Annotated in this window: 12 protein-coding genes; 11 read left to right on the top strand and 1 reads right to left on the bottom strand. The window is 34.0% G+C overall.

Annotated elements, in window-relative coordinates; all coding sequences use genetic code 11:
• Positions 1-9 precede the first annotated feature (9 nt).
• Positions 10-921: a type IX secretion system membrane protein PorP/SprF gene (locus BSF41_RS02355; RefSeq protein WP_095927922.1), complete on the top strand. Its 912-nt coding sequence runs from the start codon at positions 10-12 to the stop codon at positions 919-921.
• An 8-nt stretch (positions 922-929) separates the two neighbouring features.
• Positions 930-2942 carry an OmpA family protein gene (locus BSF41_RS02350; RefSeq protein WP_095927921.1) on the top strand — a complete coding sequence of 671 codons (2013 nt, stop codon included), beginning with the start codon at positions 930-932 and terminating at the stop codon, positions 2940-2942.
• Between the two features lie 58 nt (positions 2943-3000).
• Here the strand turns inward: BSF41_RS02350 and BSF41_RS02345 are convergent, their stop codons facing one another.
• Positions 3001-3342, bottom strand: coding sequence for a hypothetical protein (locus tag BSF41_RS02345; protein ID WP_095927920.1), 342 nt, complete (start codon positions 3340-3342; stop codon positions 3001-3003).
• Between the two features lie 90 nt (positions 3343-3432).
• Here BSF41_RS02345 and BSF41_RS02340 point away from each other — a divergent pair, with 90 nt between their 5' ends.
• From BSF41_RS02340 to BSF41_RS02300, 9 genes are all read left to right on the top strand, one after another.
• On the top strand, positions 3433-3675 hold the full coding sequence (locus tag BSF41_RS02340) for a helix-turn-helix domain-containing protein (protein ID WP_095927919.1): 243 nt from the start codon (positions 3433-3435) through the stop codon (positions 3673-3675).
• 452 nt (positions 3676-4127) lie between these two features.
• Positions 4128-4553 (top strand): CBS domain-containing protein, encoded by a 426-nt coding sequence (locus tag BSF41_RS02335; protein WP_095927918.1) that lies wholly within the window; start codon positions 4128-4130, stop codon positions 4551-4553.
• Between the two features lie 153 nt (positions 4554-4706).
• Positions 4707-6998 carry an NADP-dependent malic enzyme gene (locus BSF41_RS02330; RefSeq protein WP_095927917.1) on the top strand — a complete coding sequence of 764 codons (2292 nt, stop codon included), beginning with the start codon at positions 4707-4709 and terminating at the stop codon, positions 6996-6998.
• A gap of 78 nt (positions 6999-7076) precedes the next feature.
• On the top strand, positions 7077-7658 hold the full coding sequence (gene ruvA, locus BSF41_RS02325; protein ID WP_095927916.1) for a Holliday junction branch migration protein RuvA: 582 nt from the start codon (positions 7077-7079) through the stop codon (positions 7656-7658).
• A 25-nt stretch (positions 7659-7683) separates the two neighbouring features.
• Entirely contained in the window at positions 7684-14883 is a 7200-nt protein-coding gene (sprA, locus tag BSF41_RS02320; protein ID WP_095927915.1) for a cell surface protein SprA, read from the top strand.
• An 86-nt stretch (positions 14884-14969) separates the two neighbouring features.
• The gene (gene gcvH, locus BSF41_RS02315) at positions 14970-15350 is read left to right on the top strand and encodes a glycine cleavage system protein GcvH (RefSeq protein WP_095927914.1); all 381 of its coding nucleotides are present in this window, start codon (positions 14970-14972) and stop codon (positions 15348-15350) included.
• Positions 15343-15726, top strand: a complete 384-nt coding sequence (locus BSF41_RS02310) for a VanZ family protein (RefSeq protein ID WP_095927913.1) — start codon at positions 15343-15345, stop codon at positions 15724-15726. Before gcvH ends, BSF41_RS02310 begins: the two co-directional genes overlap by 8 nt.
• A gap of 113 nt (positions 15727-15839) precedes the next feature.
• Positions 15840-16583, top strand: a complete 744-nt coding sequence (deoC, locus tag BSF41_RS02305) for a deoxyribose-phosphate aldolase (protein ID WP_095927912.1) — start codon at positions 15840-15842, stop codon at positions 16581-16583.
• Between the two features lie 19 nt (positions 16584-16602).
• Entirely contained in the window at positions 16603-18726 is a 2124-nt protein-coding gene (locus tag BSF41_RS02300) for an energy transducer TonB (protein WP_095927911.1), read from the top strand.
• The last annotated feature ends 154 nt before the right edge of the window (positions 18727-18880 follow it).

Genomic DNA, 18880 nt, shown 5'->3' with positions numbered 1-18880 from the left:
ACTTAATAAATGAAAAAATTAATTTTAGTTTTTATGTTTTTTTCGATTGTGTCAAATGCGCAGCAAGATGCGCAATATACACAATACATGTATAACACAATCGAAGTCAATCCAGCCTATGCAGGCTCACGTGGAGCATTAAGCGTTTTTGGTTTATATCGTACACAATGGATTGGATTAGATGGAGCGCCAGAAACGAGTACATTTTCTGTTAATACACCTTTGAATAATAGTGATTTAGGACTTGGAGTTTCTTTGGTAAATGATAAAATCGGACCAACTGTAGAGAATACTTTATCGGCAGATTTGTCGTATACAATTCCAACTTCAGATACATGGAATTTGTCTTTCGGTATAAAAGGAACAGCTAATCTTTTTAACATCGATATCAATAAATTGAGTTATGAAGATCAAGATGATCCCCAGTTTCAGAACCTTAAGAATAAATTTTCGCCCAATGTTGGAGCGGGACTTTATTTTCATTCAGACAGAGCATATGTCGGGTTATCGGTTCCTAATTTTATAGAAACAAATCGTTATGACTCAGACGATGTAGCTATTTTCAAAGAAAAAATCAATTATTATTTAATTGCAGGTTATGTATTTAATCTAGATCATTTAGAGTACATAAAGTTCAAGCCAGCTTTAATGACCAAAATGGTAGAAGGAGCTCCTTTGCAAGTTGATGTTTCAGGAAATTTTATGTTTAATGACAAATTCGTTTTAGGACTTGCTTATCGTTGGAGTGCATCTGTTAGTGCAATGGCAGGATTTCAAGTTACAAAAGGAATGTACATAGGTTATGGTTACGATCATGAAACGACACGATTAAGAAAATACAATTCTGGATCTCATGAGGTTTTCCTAAGATTCGAATTCTTTAATAATTACAATAAAATGATATCCCCAAGATTCTTTTAATACAACCTATGAAAGCTAGAAATTTAATATTGATTATTTTACTGTTTTGTTTTTTTTCAAATGTAAATGCACAAAATCCATTTACTACGATGAATATAAAATATGCAGATAAAAAATACGAAGAGTACGCTTACGCGGATGCCATAAAAGTATACGAGACTTTAGTAAATGCTGAAACTACCAACGAAGGTGTAATTCAGCGTTTGGCAAATTCATACTATTTTAATGGTGAATTAAAGAAAGCCTTAAAATGGTATGAACAACTGTTTATAATAAACGAAAACCAAGATGCTGAATATTTGTATCGATACGCACAATCATTAAAATCGGGAGGAGATTATCGTAGATCTGATGAGATTTTGCAGAAATTCAATCAAAAAGCAACTGCAGAAAAGAGAGCAGATCTTATTAGAAGTGACAAGAATTATTTAGAAGATATAAAAGAAAACTCAGGCCGATTCCAAATTGCCGACGCTGGCGTTAATTCTCGATATTCAGATTACGGAAGTGCTGTTTACAATAATAAAATCGTTTTTACTTCTGCACGCGATACAGGCGGAGTTGTTAAAGCTAATTTTCAATGGACAAACCGATCTTTCTCTAGATTATACACAGCAGATCTGCTTCCAGACGGAAGCGTTGGAAAACCAGAACTTTTAGTAAAAAGGAAAAAAGATAATTTCAATGAGTCGAGTCCGATTTTTACTAAAGATGGACGAACGATGTATTTTACTAGAAATAATTTTACAGATGGTAAAAGAAGAAGCAACGACAAAAATGTAACGCTATTAAAATTGTACAAAGCAGAATTGATCGATAACGAATGGAAAAATGTTGCAGAACTTCCGTTCAATAGCGATCAATACAGTACGGCGCATCCCGCTTTAAGCGTAGACGAAAAAACACTTTATTTTGCATCAGATATGCCAGGAGCTTTAGGACAATCTGATATTTATAAAGTTGCAATTAATAATGATGGAACTTTTGGTACACCCGAAAACTTAGGCCCAACTATTAATACAGAAGGAAGAGAAACCTTTCCTTTTATTTCTGGAGAAAATGAATTGTATTTTGCTACAGACGGACGTCCAGGTTTAGGTGGATTAGACATTTTTGCTTCTCGTATTAAAGCTAACGGAACTTATGATGACGTTTTAAATGTTGGAGAACCTGTAAATAGTAAACAAGACGATTTTGCCTTCAGTATTGACAGTAAAAGCAGAAGCGGTTATTTTTCTTCAAACAGAGAAAACGGACTGGGGATGGATGATATTTACAGATTTACAGAAACAAGAAGATTAATCTGCGAACAAAATTTATCGGGAACAGTAACAGACGCAGAGACAAAGGAAATATTGTCTAATACTTCTCTGACTTTGTTTAATGAAAAATTTGATCCAGTTGGAACAATCACTACAGATGAAAAAGGAAATTACATTTTTCCTGATCTAAGATGTGGTAAAAAATACACCATTAGGACTGCTAAAAACGATTATAATGCCAAAGAAGTTGTAGTAACAATCCTTAAAGAAAAAGGAGAAACTACTGAAATGATTGCATTAAATAAAGTCTTTAAACCACTTGCAGCAAAAACGGTAGCGATCAAAAAAGTGGCAATTAGTCCAGTAAAATTGAGTTCTATGCGTGTAGGTGTAGACATTGCAAAACTGTTAAACCTGCCTATGAATTTCTTTGATTTGGGTAAAGCAACTATTAAAAAGACATCAGAGCCACAATTAATGAAAGTGGTTAATCTTTTAAATGATTATCCAAATATGAGACTTGATATTCGTTCGCATACTGATAGCCGTTCTTCTTCAGAAAGCAATCAGATTCTTTCAGAAAAAAGGGCACAATCAACCAAAAACTGGTTAGTTCAAAAAGGAATCAGCGAAGATCGATTAAGTGCAAAAGGCTATGGAGAAACGCAATTAGTTAATAAATGTGCAGACGGAGTAAAATGTACAGAAAAACAGCACATGCAAAATAGACGAAGCGAGTTTATTATTGTATCGATGTAAAACATTTTCTTTATAAATTATAAAACCCCTTTTCTAAATTCTAGAAAAGGGTTTTTATTTATGAATTAATGCAGTTTGAATCGTTCATTATTATTTCATTAATCTCACTTAAAAATTCAAATTCATCCAAAGGAATTAATTGCAATATAGTTTCTAATATTAAACTTACATTTATAGACTGTTTTTTATTATTCTCTAAAAAATTATGAGCGTTTTGATCTAAAGCCAAAATGCACATTTTCAGCATGTCGGAAATGAAATAACCCATTTCAGAATAATTTTGAAATTTAATCTGAGCAAAGTTTGAGTCGGTTTTATCATTTATTGGTTTTAAAGTATGAAAATATAAAGAGGTTAGTTTTTTTAGATGATCTAAATTTTTGATTTCAGTCGCTTCCATTGTAAGATTTTTTTAAGCAAAAATAATATTAAATTTTAATACGACATATATGTCGTGTTGTTTTTTAACACAGTTTGATAGATTTGATTTGTGGAAAAGAATAAATACGAGTTAGAAATTGTTAGATTAGGTATATTAATCAAGGAACTCAGACAAAAAGAAAGCATTACGCAAGAACAATTATCAACATTATGTAATGTTGATGTGCGGACTATTCAACGAATTGAAAAGGGAGAACAAAATATTTCCATCAGTTTACTTTTTTCAATAGCAGATGCATTAAAGATAGAATCGGCAGCTTTAATCAGTAAAATATTTTCGGAAAATTCATAACTAAAATTATTATTTCCTAAGTCCCAGCGGGACGAAATATTTATAGAAAATATATTAAGCACCTACCTAAAAGCCCCAGAGGGGTGATATGTCGCTCCTCTGGAGCTTTTTTCTTTTGGTATATTTTTTCAGCTATAAATATTATGCTCCGCTGGAGCCTTTTTCTTTACTATAATTTTTACCTAAATTAATATTATGTTCCGCTGGAGCATTGTTAATAGTCAAAAAAAATGAAAAAACCTCGCTAGGGCTTTCTGGTCGGCAAACGTTAAAAAATCTAATTTTCTTCAAAAAACAATTCTAAACAAATTCATTCTTTACACTATAATTTTTAAAATATAAATTCTGATGTATTATGTTTAAAATGAATTGTTTATGTTTTTAAAAAATCGATTTCGCTGTAGATCGTGTTGGTTTTTGTTTTAACTTTATAAACCTAAAAATTTTTCATTATGACTGTAGATCAAATACTTAAAGCAAAAGGAAGGAATGTGTATTCTATCTTCTCCAATTTAACGGTTTATGATGCGTTAAAAGTTATGGGAGAAAAAAACATTGGAGCAATTTTAGTTATGGATGATACTATTTTAAAAGGAATATTGTCGGAAAGGGATTATGCCAGAAAAATTGTTCTGAAGGATAAATCTTCTAAAGAAACTTTTGTTCATGAGATTATGGAAAGTAATGTTTTTACGGTAAAACTTTCAGATAATCTTGAAGATTGTATGGAACTTATGAGCGAAAAAAGAATAAGACACCTGCCTGTTTTAGAAGACGGAACAGTGGTTGGAGTAATTTCAATCAGTGATGTGGTAAAGGCAATTATAGAAATTCAAAAAGACACAATCAATCATTTGAATTCTTATATTTCTCAATAAACAGTAGCTAAAAACGATAAAAATTCAAACGAGTCCAATTTCTATTGGACTTTTTTTATTTATTCGAATAGAATTTAAGAAAAGAAAACGCTAAAAAGACGCCATTTTAAAACAAGACTTATATCTTTGTAAGCTAGAATAAATGCTAAAAAAATGAACAAAGAGAGTAAAAGAAGAGAGGCGTTACTGTACCATGCAGAACCAACTCCAGGAAAAATTCAGGTAGTTCCAACAAAAAAATATGCAACCCAGAGAGACTTATCATTGGCTTATTCGCCAGGAGTTGCAGAACCATGTTTAGAAATCGCAGCAAACAAAGAAGACGTTTATAAATATACAGCCAAAGGAAATTTAGTAGCCGTAATCTCAAACGGTACAGCTGTTTTAGGTCTTGGAAATATTGGTCCAGAAGCAGGAAAACCTGTAATGGAAGGAAAAGGTTTATTATTTAAAATATTTTCTGATATAGACGTTTTTGATATCGAAATCGATACTGAAAATGTGGAAGAATTTATTCAAACTGTAAAAAATATTGCTCCAACTTTTGGTGGTATCAATTTGGAAGATATTAAAGCTCCAGAATCTTTCGAAATAGAAAGAAGATTGATCGAAGAATTGGATATTCCGGTAATGCACGACGACCAGCACGGAACAGCAATTATCTCTTCTGCAGCTTTAATCAATGCACTTGAATTGGCAGGTAAAAAAGCAGAAGACGTAAAAGTAGTAGTTTCTGGAGCAGGATCTGCGGCGATTGCGTGTACAGATTTATATGTTTTACTTGGAGTAAAAGTTGAAAACGTTTTAATGTACAATAGTAAAGGACTTTTAACTAAAGATAATCCTGCACTTTCAGATTTACAATTAAAATATGCGATTGACGGACCTCAGATTCCTTTGGCAGAAGCGGTAAAAGACGCTGACGTTTTCATCGGATTATCTTCTGGAGATATTCTTTCGCCAGAAATGTTATTGACAATGTCTAAAAATCCGATCGTTTTTGCAATGGCAAACCCGAACCCGGAAATCGATTATAATTTAGCTACAGAAACTCGTAAAGATGTTATTATGGCTACGGGACGTTCAGATTTTCCTAATCAGGTAAATAACGTTTTAGGTTTTCCTTATATCTTTAGAGGAGCGCTAGACGTAAGAGCGACAAAAATTAACGAAGAAATGAAAATGGCGGCTGTAAAAGCTTTAGCTATTTTGGCAAAAGAACCAGTTCCAGAACAAGTTAACGTAGCATACGGTGCAACAAAACTTGGTTTTGGTCAAGAATATATTATTCCTAAACCATTCGATCCTAGATTGATTACAGTTGTAGCTCCAGCGGTTGCAAAAGCAGCAATGGAATCTGGAGTAGCAAAAAATCCTATTACAGACTGGGCAGCTTACGAAGATGTTCTTCGCGAACGTATGGGTAACGATAACAAAATGGTGCGTTTGATTACAAACCGTGCAAAATTAAATCCAAAGAAAATTGTTTTTGCCGAAGCAGATCAATTAAACGTTTTAAAAGCAGCACAAATTGTTTACGAAGACGGAATCGGATTCCCAATCTTATTAGGAAACAAAGAGCAGATTTTGGAATTAAAAGCAGAATTAGGTTTTGATGCCGATTTAGAAATTATCGATCCAAAAACAGATGAGGAAGCCGTAAGACGTAACAAGTTTGCAAAATCTTTCTGGGAAGCTAGAGGAAGAAGAGGTGTTTCTAAATTGGATGCTGAAAAATTCATGCGCGAAAGAAACTACTTTGCTGCTATGATGGTTAACGAAGGAGAAGCAGATGCAGTGGTAACAGGGCATTCTAGAAGCTATCCTTCAGTAGTTAAGCCAATGCTTCAGTTGATCGAAAAAGCGCCTAACGCTTCTTTGGTAGCAACTGCAAATATGATGCTTACTTCTCGTGGGCCAATGTTTTTATCAGATACTGCAATAAACATTAATCCGTCTGCACAAGATTTGATTAACATTGCAATTATGACCGCAAAAACGGCAAAAATGTTTGGTATTGAGCCCGTTATAGCAATGGTTTCATTCTCAAACTTTGGTTCTTCAACTAGCGAAAGCGCTTCAAAAGTTAGAGAAGCGGTAGCTTACTTGCATAAAAATCATCCAGAATTAATTGTTGATGGAGAAATTCAAGCAGATTTTGCATTAAATCCAGAAATGCTTCAAGAGAAATTCCCATTCTCTAAATTAGCAGGAAAAAAAGTGAATACATTGGTTTTCCCTAACTTAGAGTCAGCAAATATCACTTACAAATTATTGAAAGAATTGTATAAAGTGAATTCAATAGGACCAATTATGATGGGTATGGGCAAACCAGTTCACATTTTCCAATTGGGTGCTAGCGTTGAAGAAATGGTAAATATGGCAGCTATTGCTGTTATTGATGCACAGGAAAAAGAAAGTAAAAAGAATAAAATAACACAATAAACGTTCTAACAAGGATTGAACAAATTTGTCGTAGTTTTATGGCATTTTTGTTATATTTGATACTAATAAATTACATTTATGATAGCACATTTGCAGGGAAGATTAGTAGAAAAGAATCCTACAGAGGTTGTAATTGATTGTGGAGGGGTTGGTTATCAGGTAAATATATCGCTACATACTTTCTCCTTAATTCCAAATTCTGAAAATATAAAATTGTATACGCATCTTCAAATTAAAGAAGATGCGCATACTTTATATGGTTTTGCCGAAAAATCGGAGCGCGAAATTTTTAGAATGCTGCTTTCTGTTTCAGGAATCGGAGCTGGAATCGCGAGAACGATGCTTTCGTCTATAGAGCCAAAACAAATTATAAACGCTATTGCATCGGGAGATGTTGGCGTAATCCAATCTATCAAAGGGATTGGAAACAAAACGGCACAAAGAGTTATACTTGATTTAAAGGAAAAAGTTGTTAAATTGTACGATATTGACGAAGTTTTTGCTGTTCAAAACAATAGAAACCGAGATGAAGCGTTATCTGCTCTAGAAGTGTTAGGTTTTGTCCGAAAAGCTTCAGAAAAAGTGGTAGAAAGAATCGTAAAAGAAGATCCAGAAGCTACCGTTGAAACAATTATCAAAAAGGCTTTAAAAAGCTTATAAATTTCATTTTATATAAAAGAATTCTATGCGTAAAATTTGTATTTTGTTGCTGGTATTGCTCTGCGGTAATGTTTTACGGGCACAGGTTACACCGGCGGCACAAGATACAACTAAAACTCAGTTTTCAGTAGGTAAGATAGAGCTCGAAGATCCTCCGAGCGTACTTTCGGCATATAGATACGATCCTATTACGGATCGTTATATCTATACCAATTCGGTAGATGGTTTCTCCATCAATTACCCTTTAATTCTAACTCCAAAAGAATACGAAGATTTAGTTCTGAAAGAAGCAAGAAGAGATTATTTTAGAAAAAAATCTGATGCTATTGATGGTAAAAAAGCGGGAGCCGAGGCAGCCAAAAAAGATTTATTGCCAAGATATTATATCAATTCGAGTTTGTTCGAAAGCATTTTTGGAAGTAATACCATAGATGTAAAGCCCACAGGGTCAGTAGAAATGGACTTGGGTATGCGTTATACTAAACAAGACAACCCTTCATTTTCGCCAAGAAACAGATCCTCTCTAACTTTTGATTTTGATCAAAGAATCAGTATGAGTTTAATGGGAAAAATTGGAACTCGTTTGGAGGTAAATGCCAACTACGATACACAATCTACATTTGCTTTTCAGAATTTATTTAAACTAGCTTACACGCCTTCGGAAGACGATATTGTTCAGAAAGTTGAGGTCGGTAATGTGAGCATGCCTTTAAATAGTACCTTAATTCGAGGCGCACAAAGTTTATTTGGGGTCAAAGCACAACTGCAATTTGGTAAGACAACTGTTACGGGAGTTTTCTCAGAACAAAAGTCTCAAACCAAAAGTATAGTCGCAGAGGGTGGTGGTACCGTACAAAACTTCGATTTGTTTGCCTTAGATTATGATAATGACCGACATTTCTTCTTATCACAATACTTTAGAAATAAATATGATTCTTCTCTTAAAAACTACCCATTAATTGACAGCCGTGTTCAAGTTACCAGAATCGAAGTATGGGTAACGAATAAACAAAATAGGGTAACAACAACCAGTAACAACTTAAGAAACGTTATTGCGCTTCAGGATTTAGGGGAAGGACAGGTTTCTGGTGTTCCAGATAACCAAGTTGTTGTAATTACAAATCCTGCGGGATTCTTTAATAACCCAATAGATTCCCCTACAGATAATACAAATAACAAATACGATCCAGCTTCAATTGGAAAAGCAGGAAGTTATTTAAACTCTAATATTAGAGAAATTGTAACAGCAAAATCTGGATTTAATAATACCAACGTAAACGAGGGAACTGATTATTCTGTTCTGGAAAATGCTAGAAAATTAACTACAAACGAATATACTTTTAATGCACAGTTGGGTTACATCTCGTTACAGCAGCGATTGGCCAATGACGAAATTCTAGCGGTTGCGTTTGAATATACAGTTGGTGGAAAAACATACCAAGTAGGGGAGTTTGGTAGTGATGGTGTAGATGCAACTGTAGTTACAGGAAACAACAATGCCAATCAGGCAATTGTAACACAGAGTTTGGTTTTAAAAATGCTGAAAAGTAGTTTGACAAACGTTCAAAATCCGGTTTGGAACTTGATGATGAAAAACGTTTATCAAATTCCTCAAGCCTATCAAATCAAACAAGAAGATTTTAGACTTAATATTCTTTATACCGATCCTTCGCCAATAAATTATATTACGCCAGTAACAGGAAGTACTTTTCCGGCAAATCCAGCTCCAGACGATAAAGTAGACCAAACGCCATTATTGAATGTTTTTAATCTTGACCGTTTAAATTACAACAACGATCCGCAAATGGGAGGAGACGGATTCTTTGATTATGTTCCAGGGGTTACGGTTGATGTGCAGAATGCCCGAATTATTTTCACCACTAAAGAGCCTTTTGGAGAACTTTTATTTAGAAAATTGAATACCAACTCTGGGGAAAGTTATAATGATCCAGCTACCTATAATGCAAATCAGAGAAAGTATGTCTTTAGAAACATGTACAGAAATACTCAGGCTGGTGCATTGCAGGATAGTGATAAAAACAAATTCTTATTAAGAGGAAAATATAAATCTTCGGGAAGCAATGGTATTCCTATCGGAGCCTTTAATGTTCCGCAAGGGTCTGTTGTGGTAACTGCTGCAGGACGAGTTTTAGTAGAGGGCATAGATTATAGTGTCGATTATCAATTAGGACGTGTGCAGATATTAGATCCTTCGCTTCAAGCTTCTAATACACCGATTGAAGTTTCGTTGGAGAACAATTCAATCTTTGGGCAGCAGACAAGAAGATTTATGGGATTCAATGTTGAACATAAAATTTCTGAAAAGTTTGTGGTTGGAGGTACATTCTTAAAAATGACAGAACGTCCTTTCACTCAAAAATCAAGCTACGGACAAGAATCTGTAAATAATACCATTTTTGGTTTTAATGGAAATTATGCGACAGAAGTTCCGTTTTTGACAAGATTGGCTAATAAATTACCTAATATAGATACCGATGTTCCGTCTAATCTTTCGATTCGTGGAGAAGTCGCATTTTTGAAACCAGATGCTCCAAAAGCAAGTGATTTTGAAGGCGAAGCAACCATTTATATTGATGATTTTGAAGGTACTCAGACTACAATCGATATGAGATCTGCTTATGCATGGAGTTTGGCTTCTACACCATTTATTACTTCTGCAACAGACAATACTTTCAATGCCAACTCCAATACGCTTGAGTATGGTTTTAAACGTGCAAAATTGGCTTGGTATACTATCGATCCAATTTTCTACACCTCAAAACCATCAGGAGTCTCAAATGATGATTTATCATTAAACTCAACAAGAAGAATTTATAGCAGAGAGCTTTATCCAAATACAGATATTGCACAAGGGCAGATTCAGGTTGTTAATACATTAGACTTAACATATTATCCATCAGATAGAGGGCCTTACAATAATAACCCTAATTTTAGTTCAAGCAGTCCTTCATCTAATTTTGGTGGAATTATGCGTGCGCTGAATTCTACAAACTTTGAGCAAGGAAATGTTGAATACATTCAGTTCTGGGTACTTGATCCTTATGTTGGAACGGGGCAGGCTCAAGGAACTAATAATGGGAAAATTTACTTCAATTTAGGAGAAGTTTCAGAAGATGTTCTAAAAGACGGAAGAAAACAATATGAAAATGGTTTAGGACCAGATCAGATTATGGTAAATCCACAACCGATTTGGGGAGACGTGCCAGCATCTCAATCATTGATTTATGCATTTGATACTAATCCAGACAATCGTAAAAATCAGGATGTTGGTTTAGATGGTTTGCCAGACGCAAAAGAGGGATCAATCTATACCAACTATGCAGGAGAAGAAGATCCCGCAGCAGATAACTATAAATACTTCTTAAATACAGAAGGAGGCATTTTACAGCGTTATAAAAGATACAATGGAACAGAGGGGAACTCTGCCGTAAGCGTTGATGATCCAAATCGTGGTTCTACAACTCTTCCAGACGTTGAAGACATCAATCGTGATAATACCATGAGTACAATCAATGCGTATTATGAATATAGTATTGATGTAAGACCAGGAATGCAAGTTGGAGAAAATTATATTACGGATATTAGAGAGGTTCAAAACGTAGATCTTCCTAATGGTAGTACTACCAATGCAAGATGGATTCAGTTTAAAATTCCGGTTTCGAAACCTCAAAATACTATTGGAAATATTACCGATTTTAGATCTATTCGTTTCATGCGTATGTTTATGACTGGGTTTAATGATCAAATGACAGTTCGTTTTGGAGCATTAGATTTAGTTAGAGGAGAATGGAGAAAGTATACAGGAACACTTGATGCAAATGATACAAATCCTGATGATGACGGAACTCAATTTGATGTTGCGGCTGTAAATATTCAGGAAAACGGAACTAAATGTCCTGTAAACTATGTTATTCCGCCAGGAGTTCAAAGAGAGCAATTGTACAACAACAATACAATTATCAATCAGAACGAACAGTCTTTAGCATTGCGAATTGCAGGTTCAGGATTAGAATATCAAGATTCTAGAGCAGTTTTCAAAAATGTAAGTGTTGATATGCGTCAGTACAAAAAACTGAAAATGTTCCTTCACGCAGAATCTCTTCCAAATGAAACTCAGCTTTTAGACGATGAGATGATCGGATTTATTCGTTTTGGTAATGACTTTACACAAAACTTTTATCAAATTGAGATTCCATTAAAAGTAACGAGAACTGGAGGAAGTTGTACTATAAGTCCAGATCAAGTGTGGCTTGAAGAAAATAATATTGATGTAGCACTTTCATTACTTACTAGAATGAAAATCTTGGGAATGAATATCGATATTAATTCGCCAAAAAGAGATATAAATGGTATTTATTATCCAGACCGAGATCCAGATGTAGACGGTGGTGACCAGGATGGTAAATTGACTTTAGGTATTAAAGGAAATCCGAATTTCGGTTTAGTTCGAAATTTAATGGTCGGGGTAAAAAGCGCGGCAAACCATAAGGATATTATGGGAGAAGTATGGTTTAACGAACTTCGTATGTCCGATTTGGAAAACAAAGGTGGTATGGCTGCTTTACTGAATGTAGATACCAATATGGCCGATTTAATGACATTATCTGCTTCTGGAAAAAAGAGCACAATCGGTTTTGGTTCTCTTGAGCAGGGAGCCAACGAGAGAGATCGTGAAGATATTCAGCAGTACAACATTGTAACCAATATAAATTTAGGAAAGTTATTGCCACCGAAATGGGGTATTAATCTTCCATTCAATTATGCTATTGGAGAAGAAGTTATTACGCCAGAATACGATCCGTTTAATCAGGATATTAAGTTAGATCAATTAATAGCAGAAACTACAGATCCGACAGAAAAAGAAAATATTAGAACCCGTGCGGTTGATTACACGAAGCGTAAAAGCATCAATTTTATTGGGGTAAGAAAAGATAGAGCGCCAGAACAGAAGCCGCATGTTTATGATGTAGAAAACTTTACGTTCTCGCAGTCTTATAATCAGGTAGAGCGACATGATTATGAAGTTGAAAGTTATAATGATGAGCAGTCTAATACTTCTGTCAATTATGCTTACACTTTTCAGCCTAAAGAAGTAGTTCCGTTTAAGCAAACCAAATTCATGAAAACAAGTGAATATTGGAAATTGCTAAGCGACTTTAATATCAATTATCTTCCTTCGAACGTTTCATTTAATACCAATATTTTAAGGCAAAGTAATCGCCAGCAATACAGACAAGTTGATGTAGAAGGTATTGGTTTAGATCCTCTTTACAGAAGAAACTTTGCATTTAATTATCAGTATGGTTTCGGATTTAATTTGACAAAATCGTTAAAATTAAATTACACAGCAGCGTCTAACAATATTGTAAGAAACTTTTTGAACGACGATAATACGCCAAAAGAAGATTTTAATATCTGGGATGATTATTTTGATATTGGTATACCAAATCAGCATTTACAACAATTGGTTCTAAACTATGATATTCCAATTAATAAAATTCCAATATTTAGTTTCATAAAAGCAAACTACTCTTATACGGCAGATTACAATTGGCAAAGATCGTCTACAGCACTTTCTCAATACGTTGACGACAGTGGAGTATCTTGGGATTTAGGAAATACGGTTCAAAATGCCAATTCGAATACTTTCTCTACGACATTAAATATGAATACGCTGTATAAATATTTAGGTTTGACACCAGGGGGTAAACCAGCAAAACCAAAACCTGTTGCACCACCAAAACCGGGAGAGAAAATTGTAAATACGGCTAAACCAGTTACCAGCAGTAATCCTTTTTATGATGGTTTGATAGGGGTTTTGACAAGTATTAAAAATGTTCAAATCAACTATACAAAAAATAGCGGAACCGTTTTGCCAGGATATATTCCAGGAGTTGGTTTCTTTGGTACATCTAAACCTTCGTTAGGGTTTGTTTTTGGTAGTCAGGATGATGTACGTTTTGAAGCTGCTAAAAATGGATGGCTTACTAATTACCAGAATTTTAATCAAAACTTTACGCAAGTAAGTAATAAGCTTTTGAAAGTAATGGCAAACGTAGATTTACTGCCTGATTTGAAAATCGATTTGGCTATGGATCGTGCTTATTCTGAAAATTCATCAGAGCAATACAGTGTAGACCAAAATACAGGTGAGTATATCGCATTGTCACCATACAGTTATGGAATGTTTTCAATTTCTACAGTATTGATTAAGACTGCTTTCTCAACAAGTTCAGAAACGGAGTCTTCTGCTTTTGATGATTTTAGAAGCAATCGTTTAGTTATTGCAAATCGTTTGGCAGAACAGCATTATGGAGGAGGGGAGATTCCTAGATATGGAGATGCAAATAATCCTATTCCAGATGAATCAGATCCGAATTATAAAATTTATGTAGCCAATCAAGGTTATCCTATTGGTTTCTCAAAAAGTAATCAAGCCGTATTATTACCTTCATTTATGGCGGCATATACAGGAGCAGATGCTTCAAAGAGTTCAACAGGGATTTTTAGAAGTTTCCCTATTCCGAACTGGAATGTGAAGTATAATGGTTTAATGCGTTATAAGTATTTCAAAGATCATTTTAGACGTTTTTCGTTACAACATAATTATAGAGCATCATATACAATAAGTCAATTTAGGTCAAATTTTGATTATTTGGAAACCCCTGGAGGGCAAGACGTAAATACGAACTTCTTCAATAAAACAATCATGTCTAATGTTAACTTAGTGGAGCAATTTAGCCCGCTGATGAGAATTGATTTTGAGTTGAAAAATTCATTCCGTTTATTGACAGAAGTTAAAAAGGACCGTGCATTGTCTATGAGTTTTGATAATAATTTATTGACAGAGGTTAAAGGAATAGAGTATGTTGTTGGAGTAGGATATCGTTTTAAAGATGTTATTATTTCATCAAGATTGGCAGATAATCCAACCGGAATTATTAAGAGTGATATCAATATAAAAGCTGATTTTTCATATAGAAATAATGAAACTTTAGTTCGATATTTAGATTACGATAATAATCAGCTGGCAGCGGGACAGAACATCTGGACTTTAAAATTAACGGCCGATTATGCGTTTAGTAAAAACTTAACAGCAATATTTTATTACGATCATTCGTTCTCGAAAGCAGTTATTTCGACTTCTTTCCCTTTAACGAATATCAGATCAGGTTTCACACTTCGTTATAATTTTGGAAATTAAATTTTAGTTTCTAAACTAGATTTTATTAGAAGATTATTACATTTGTGGCTTAAATTTTAAACAATCAATTTTCAAACACAACGATTATGAGCATACCAGCAAATTTAAAGTACACAAAAGATCACGAATGGGTTAGCATCGAAGGAGATGTTGCAACTGTAGGAATTACTCATTTTGCACAAAAAGAGTTAGGAGATATCGTGTATGTTGAGGTAGAAACTTTAGATCAGACACTTTCAAAAGATGAAGTTTTTGGAACTGTTGAGGCTGTAAAAACAGTTTCTGATTTATTTTTACCATTAACAGGTGAGATCATTGCTTTTAATGAAGACTTAGAAAGTGCTCCAGAAACTGTAAATTCAGATCCTTATGGGGCTGGATGGATGATTAAAATAAAAATTGCTGATGCTTCAGAAATTGACACTTTATTGTCTGATCAAGCTTATAAAGAATTAATCGGTGCCTAAACAACTATTATTAATTTGGGCAATTATCTGCTCTGGAATCATTACTTATTTTTGTCTTACAGATTCTAGTAATATACCAGCGGTTAGTTTTCCAAGCATTGATAAAATTGTACATTTCTGTTTTCATTTTGGATTTACAATTTCATGGATTTTGTTTTTCAAAAAAGAATTAAAAGGAAAAGAAGCAGACGCTTATAAAGCGTATTTGATTTCTTTTATATTCTCTGTTTTTTTCGGAATTACGATAGAAATTCTCCAAAGTGCTCTTACAGTAACAAGAGCTTCAGATGTTACAGATGTTTTAGCAAATGCACTAGGAGCGTTTGTGGCAGTTTTTTCTGCAATAGCTTTTAAGAGTCAAATCGATAAAATATAATTTCAAAACCCACTTCGGTGGGTTTTTTATTACAAGAAAATCAAGCAGTTAAAAGCTATGTTTTTTCAATATAAAATGTACTTTTGTGCTGGTTTCCTGCAACTTCAATCAAAATGAATGTAAAGCAATATTTAGACTCCACGTATTTGAAAACTGCATCGCAAGCTGGTCTTTCGGAAGCAGAAAATACTGTTGTGGTTAAAAATGCAATTAAGGAAGCAATTCTAGAAGGTTTTAAGCTAATTATGATTCGTCCAGAGTATGTTTCTTTGGCAAAAAACATGATTGTTGAAGCCAATTCTGTTTTATTGGTTGGAACTGTAATTGATTTTCCAGAAGGAAAGTCAAGTTTGGAAACCAAAATTAAAGAAGCAAACGAAGCAATTGCAAATGGAGCTGACGATTTAGATTTTGTTTGTAATTATGAAGCGTTCAAGAATGGAGATCTCGATTTGGTTAAAAAAGAAATTTTAATTGGAACGCAGATTGGATTGGCAAATGATAAAACAGTAAAATGGATTATTGAAGTTGCGGCCTTAACAGATAAAGAAATTATCCAGTTATCTTCTTTAATAAAACATGTTGTAGTGTCTAATTTTAAAGAAGAAGATTTTGATTCTGTTTTTGTGAAATCCTCTACAGGTTTTTATAAAACAGAGAATGATCTTCCAAATGGAGCAACAGTTCCAGCAATAATTATGATGCTAGAAAATGCTTCGCCGCTTTCAGTAAAGGCAGCTGGTGGAGTTCGTTCATTTGAAGAAGCGGCAGAAATGATTCGTTTAGGAGTAAAACGTATCGGAACTTCGGCAGCAAAAGCAATTGTAAACGGAGAAATTTCCCCAAATCAATATTAAATAAATACCCAAATTTTAAGTGAATAAGTTTTTTTTGTCCCTTGTTTTAATTTCTTCGTTCTTTATTGTTTCTGCTCAGCAAAATGGTAATTCTTCTGTTCAGCCAGGTTTTGCAGCAGAAATGTTTCCAGTTTTTCCTAACTGCGAAAATTTAGAAGGCAAAAAATTAGAAAATTGTTTTTATAAAGAAGTTCAAGATTTTGTGTTTAGCAATTTTCAAGTTCCTCAAAAATTAAAAGAAAACAATTATAAAGGAGTGGTAAAAGTACTTTTTGAGGTAAATGCAGAAGGCGAATTTAAAGTAATTTATGTTTCTGCAGAAACGGAAGAATTGTCGGAAGAAGCAAAAAGAGTTTTTGGCACATTTCCAAAAATAAAACCCTCAACTTACAATGGAAAACCGACATATTCTAAATATACGATTTCTATTGATATACCACTAAAAAACGCTTCACAGCTTGCAGCAGAAGCTCAGGCAGCGGCAGAAATATTAAAGCCAACACAAAAACCAATGACTGAGCTGGATAGTATTGTATACAAAAAATACAATAACCCAGAATTTGATAGTCATTTAAATATTCCTTTTTCACATAGTTATTATGCGCAGTTTGATGCAGAAATGAATCAAGTTGGGATTAATAATCATACAGCATCTAAACCTTATACTTACGCTGAGGTTTCAAAATATTATAATTTGAGAGCGGTAAATGAATCCTTGCAGAAAAAAACATCGACTTGGCTGGGGAGAAAATGGTGGAATGAAAATCTAGTGCAGATTCAAGGAGAAGATTATTGGTTTGCCTTAAATCCGATTGTAGATTTACAAATGGGTAAGGCTTCAGATCTTGATGCATCTTACACTTATGTGAATACTAGAGCGCTAAACTTTAGAGGAGGTTTAGGGAAACAAATTAACTTTACGACTACATTTTTTGAAAGTCAGGGAAGATTTGCGGGGTATTTTAACGATTATGCGGAATCTATTAAACCATCTGGAGGAAATCCGGCAATAATTCCAGGGATTGGAATTGCAAAAGGATTCAAAACCGATGCTTATGATTTTCCTTTAGCGGAAGCGAATATTACTTTCGCACCAGGAAAAATATTTGATTTTCAATTGGGTTACGGAAGAAATTTCATAGGTGATGGTTATCGTTCTTTGTTAGAAAGCGATGGAGCAAGTCCGTACCCGTACTTTAAAATCAACACTAAATTTTGGAAAATTAAATATACCAACACGTATATGTGGATGAAAGATGTTCGTCCAGAAGTAACAGCAGAGAGAACTTACGCAACAAAATTCATGGCGAACCATTATTTAAGCTGGAACGTTTCAAATAGGGTAAACTTAGGTTTTTTTGAATCTGTAGTTTGGACAGACACCAATAACAGAGGTTTTGATGCTAATTTTGTTAATCCGATTATTTTTTACCGTGCAGTAGAATTTGGATCTTCATCTAAAAGTGGAAATGCACTTTTGGGGATAACAGGTAAATACAAATGGAATAATAGCATAAATCTGTATTCGCAGTTCTTGATTGATGAGTTTTCTGTTTCAGATGTTGGAGCGGGAAATCAAAGCTGGAAAAATAAATTCGGATTTCAGCTTGGAGCAAAATACTTCAATGCATTTAATGTAAAAGATCTTTTGTTGCAGGTTGAATTAAATAGTGTTCGACCTTATGTGTACTCGCACAGTGCTGTTATTACAAACTACGGACACAATAATCAGAGTGTAGGACATCAATGGGGTGGTAATTTTAAAGAACTTATTGCAATTGCGAGATACCACAAAGGGCGTTGGCTTGCCGATGCAAAATTGACTGTTGGAACTAGAGGTTTGGATTTTGATACCGCAGCAGACTCATATAACTACGGAGGAAATATTTATAAAAGTTACGATTTAAAACGTCCGTATGATACGGGTGTGAAAATCGGACAAGGAAATAAAACCAGTGTTTTTATTGCAGATGTTCAAGGAGGATATTTAATTAACCCGATGACAAACTTGAAACTATTTGGAAGTTTGATCTACAGAAATTTTGATCCGACTCAAGAAACGGCAGCAACTTTTAAACAAAGTACTACTTGGTTTAGTATCGGATTACGTTCAGATATTTTTAATTGGTATTTTGATTACTAGTTTTTAATAAGATTTTTCGAAATAATAGTGTTAAAGAATGCTGAGATCTTAATTTCTATAGGGTTTATTGAAAAAAATCTAAAATTATAGGTTTAAATTCTACAATCTAATTTGTACATTTGCACCACTCAAAAAAAATACACAAAATACAACG

It is taken from the genome of Flavobacterium sp. ACN2, from assembly GCF_002303885.1.
Classification (GTDB): domain Bacteria; phylum Bacteroidota; class Bacteroidia; order Flavobacteriales; family Flavobacteriaceae; genus Flavobacterium.
This window is presented reverse-complemented; position numbering and strand designations above follow the sequence as displayed.

Coding starts and splice junctions, on each gene's coding strand:
- BSF41_RS02355 (WP_095927922.1), top strand. CDS start 10: ATGAAAAAATTAATTTTAGTTTTTATGTTTTTTTCGATTGTGTCAAAT.
- BSF41_RS02350 (WP_095927921.1), top strand. CDS start 930: ATGAAAGCTAGAAATTTAATATTGATTATTTTACTGTTTTGTTTTTTT.
- BSF41_RS02345 (WP_095927920.1), bottom strand. CDS start 3,342: ATGGAAGCGACTGAAATCAAAAATTTAGATCATCTAAAAAAACTAACC.
- BSF41_RS02335 (WP_095927918.1), top strand. CDS start 4,128: ATGACTGTAGATCAAATACTTAAAGCAAAAGGAAGGAATGTGTATTCT.
- BSF41_RS02330 (WP_095927917.1), top strand. CDS start 4,707: ATGAACAAAGAGAGTAAAAGAAGAGAGGCGTTACTGTACCATGCAGAA.
- ruvA (WP_095927916.1), top strand. CDS start 7,077: ATGATAGCACATTTGCAGGGAAGATTAGTAGAAAAGAATCCTACAGAG.
- sprA (WP_095927915.1), top strand. CDS start 7,684: ATGCGTAAAATTTGTATTTTGTTGCTGGTATTGCTCTGCGGTAATGTT.
- gcvH (WP_095927914.1), top strand. CDS start 14,970: ATGAGCATACCAGCAAATTTAAAGTACACAAAAGATCACGAATGGGTT.
- deoC (WP_095927912.1), top strand. CDS start 15,840: ATGAATGTAAAGCAATATTTAGACTCCACGTATTTGAAAACTGCATCG.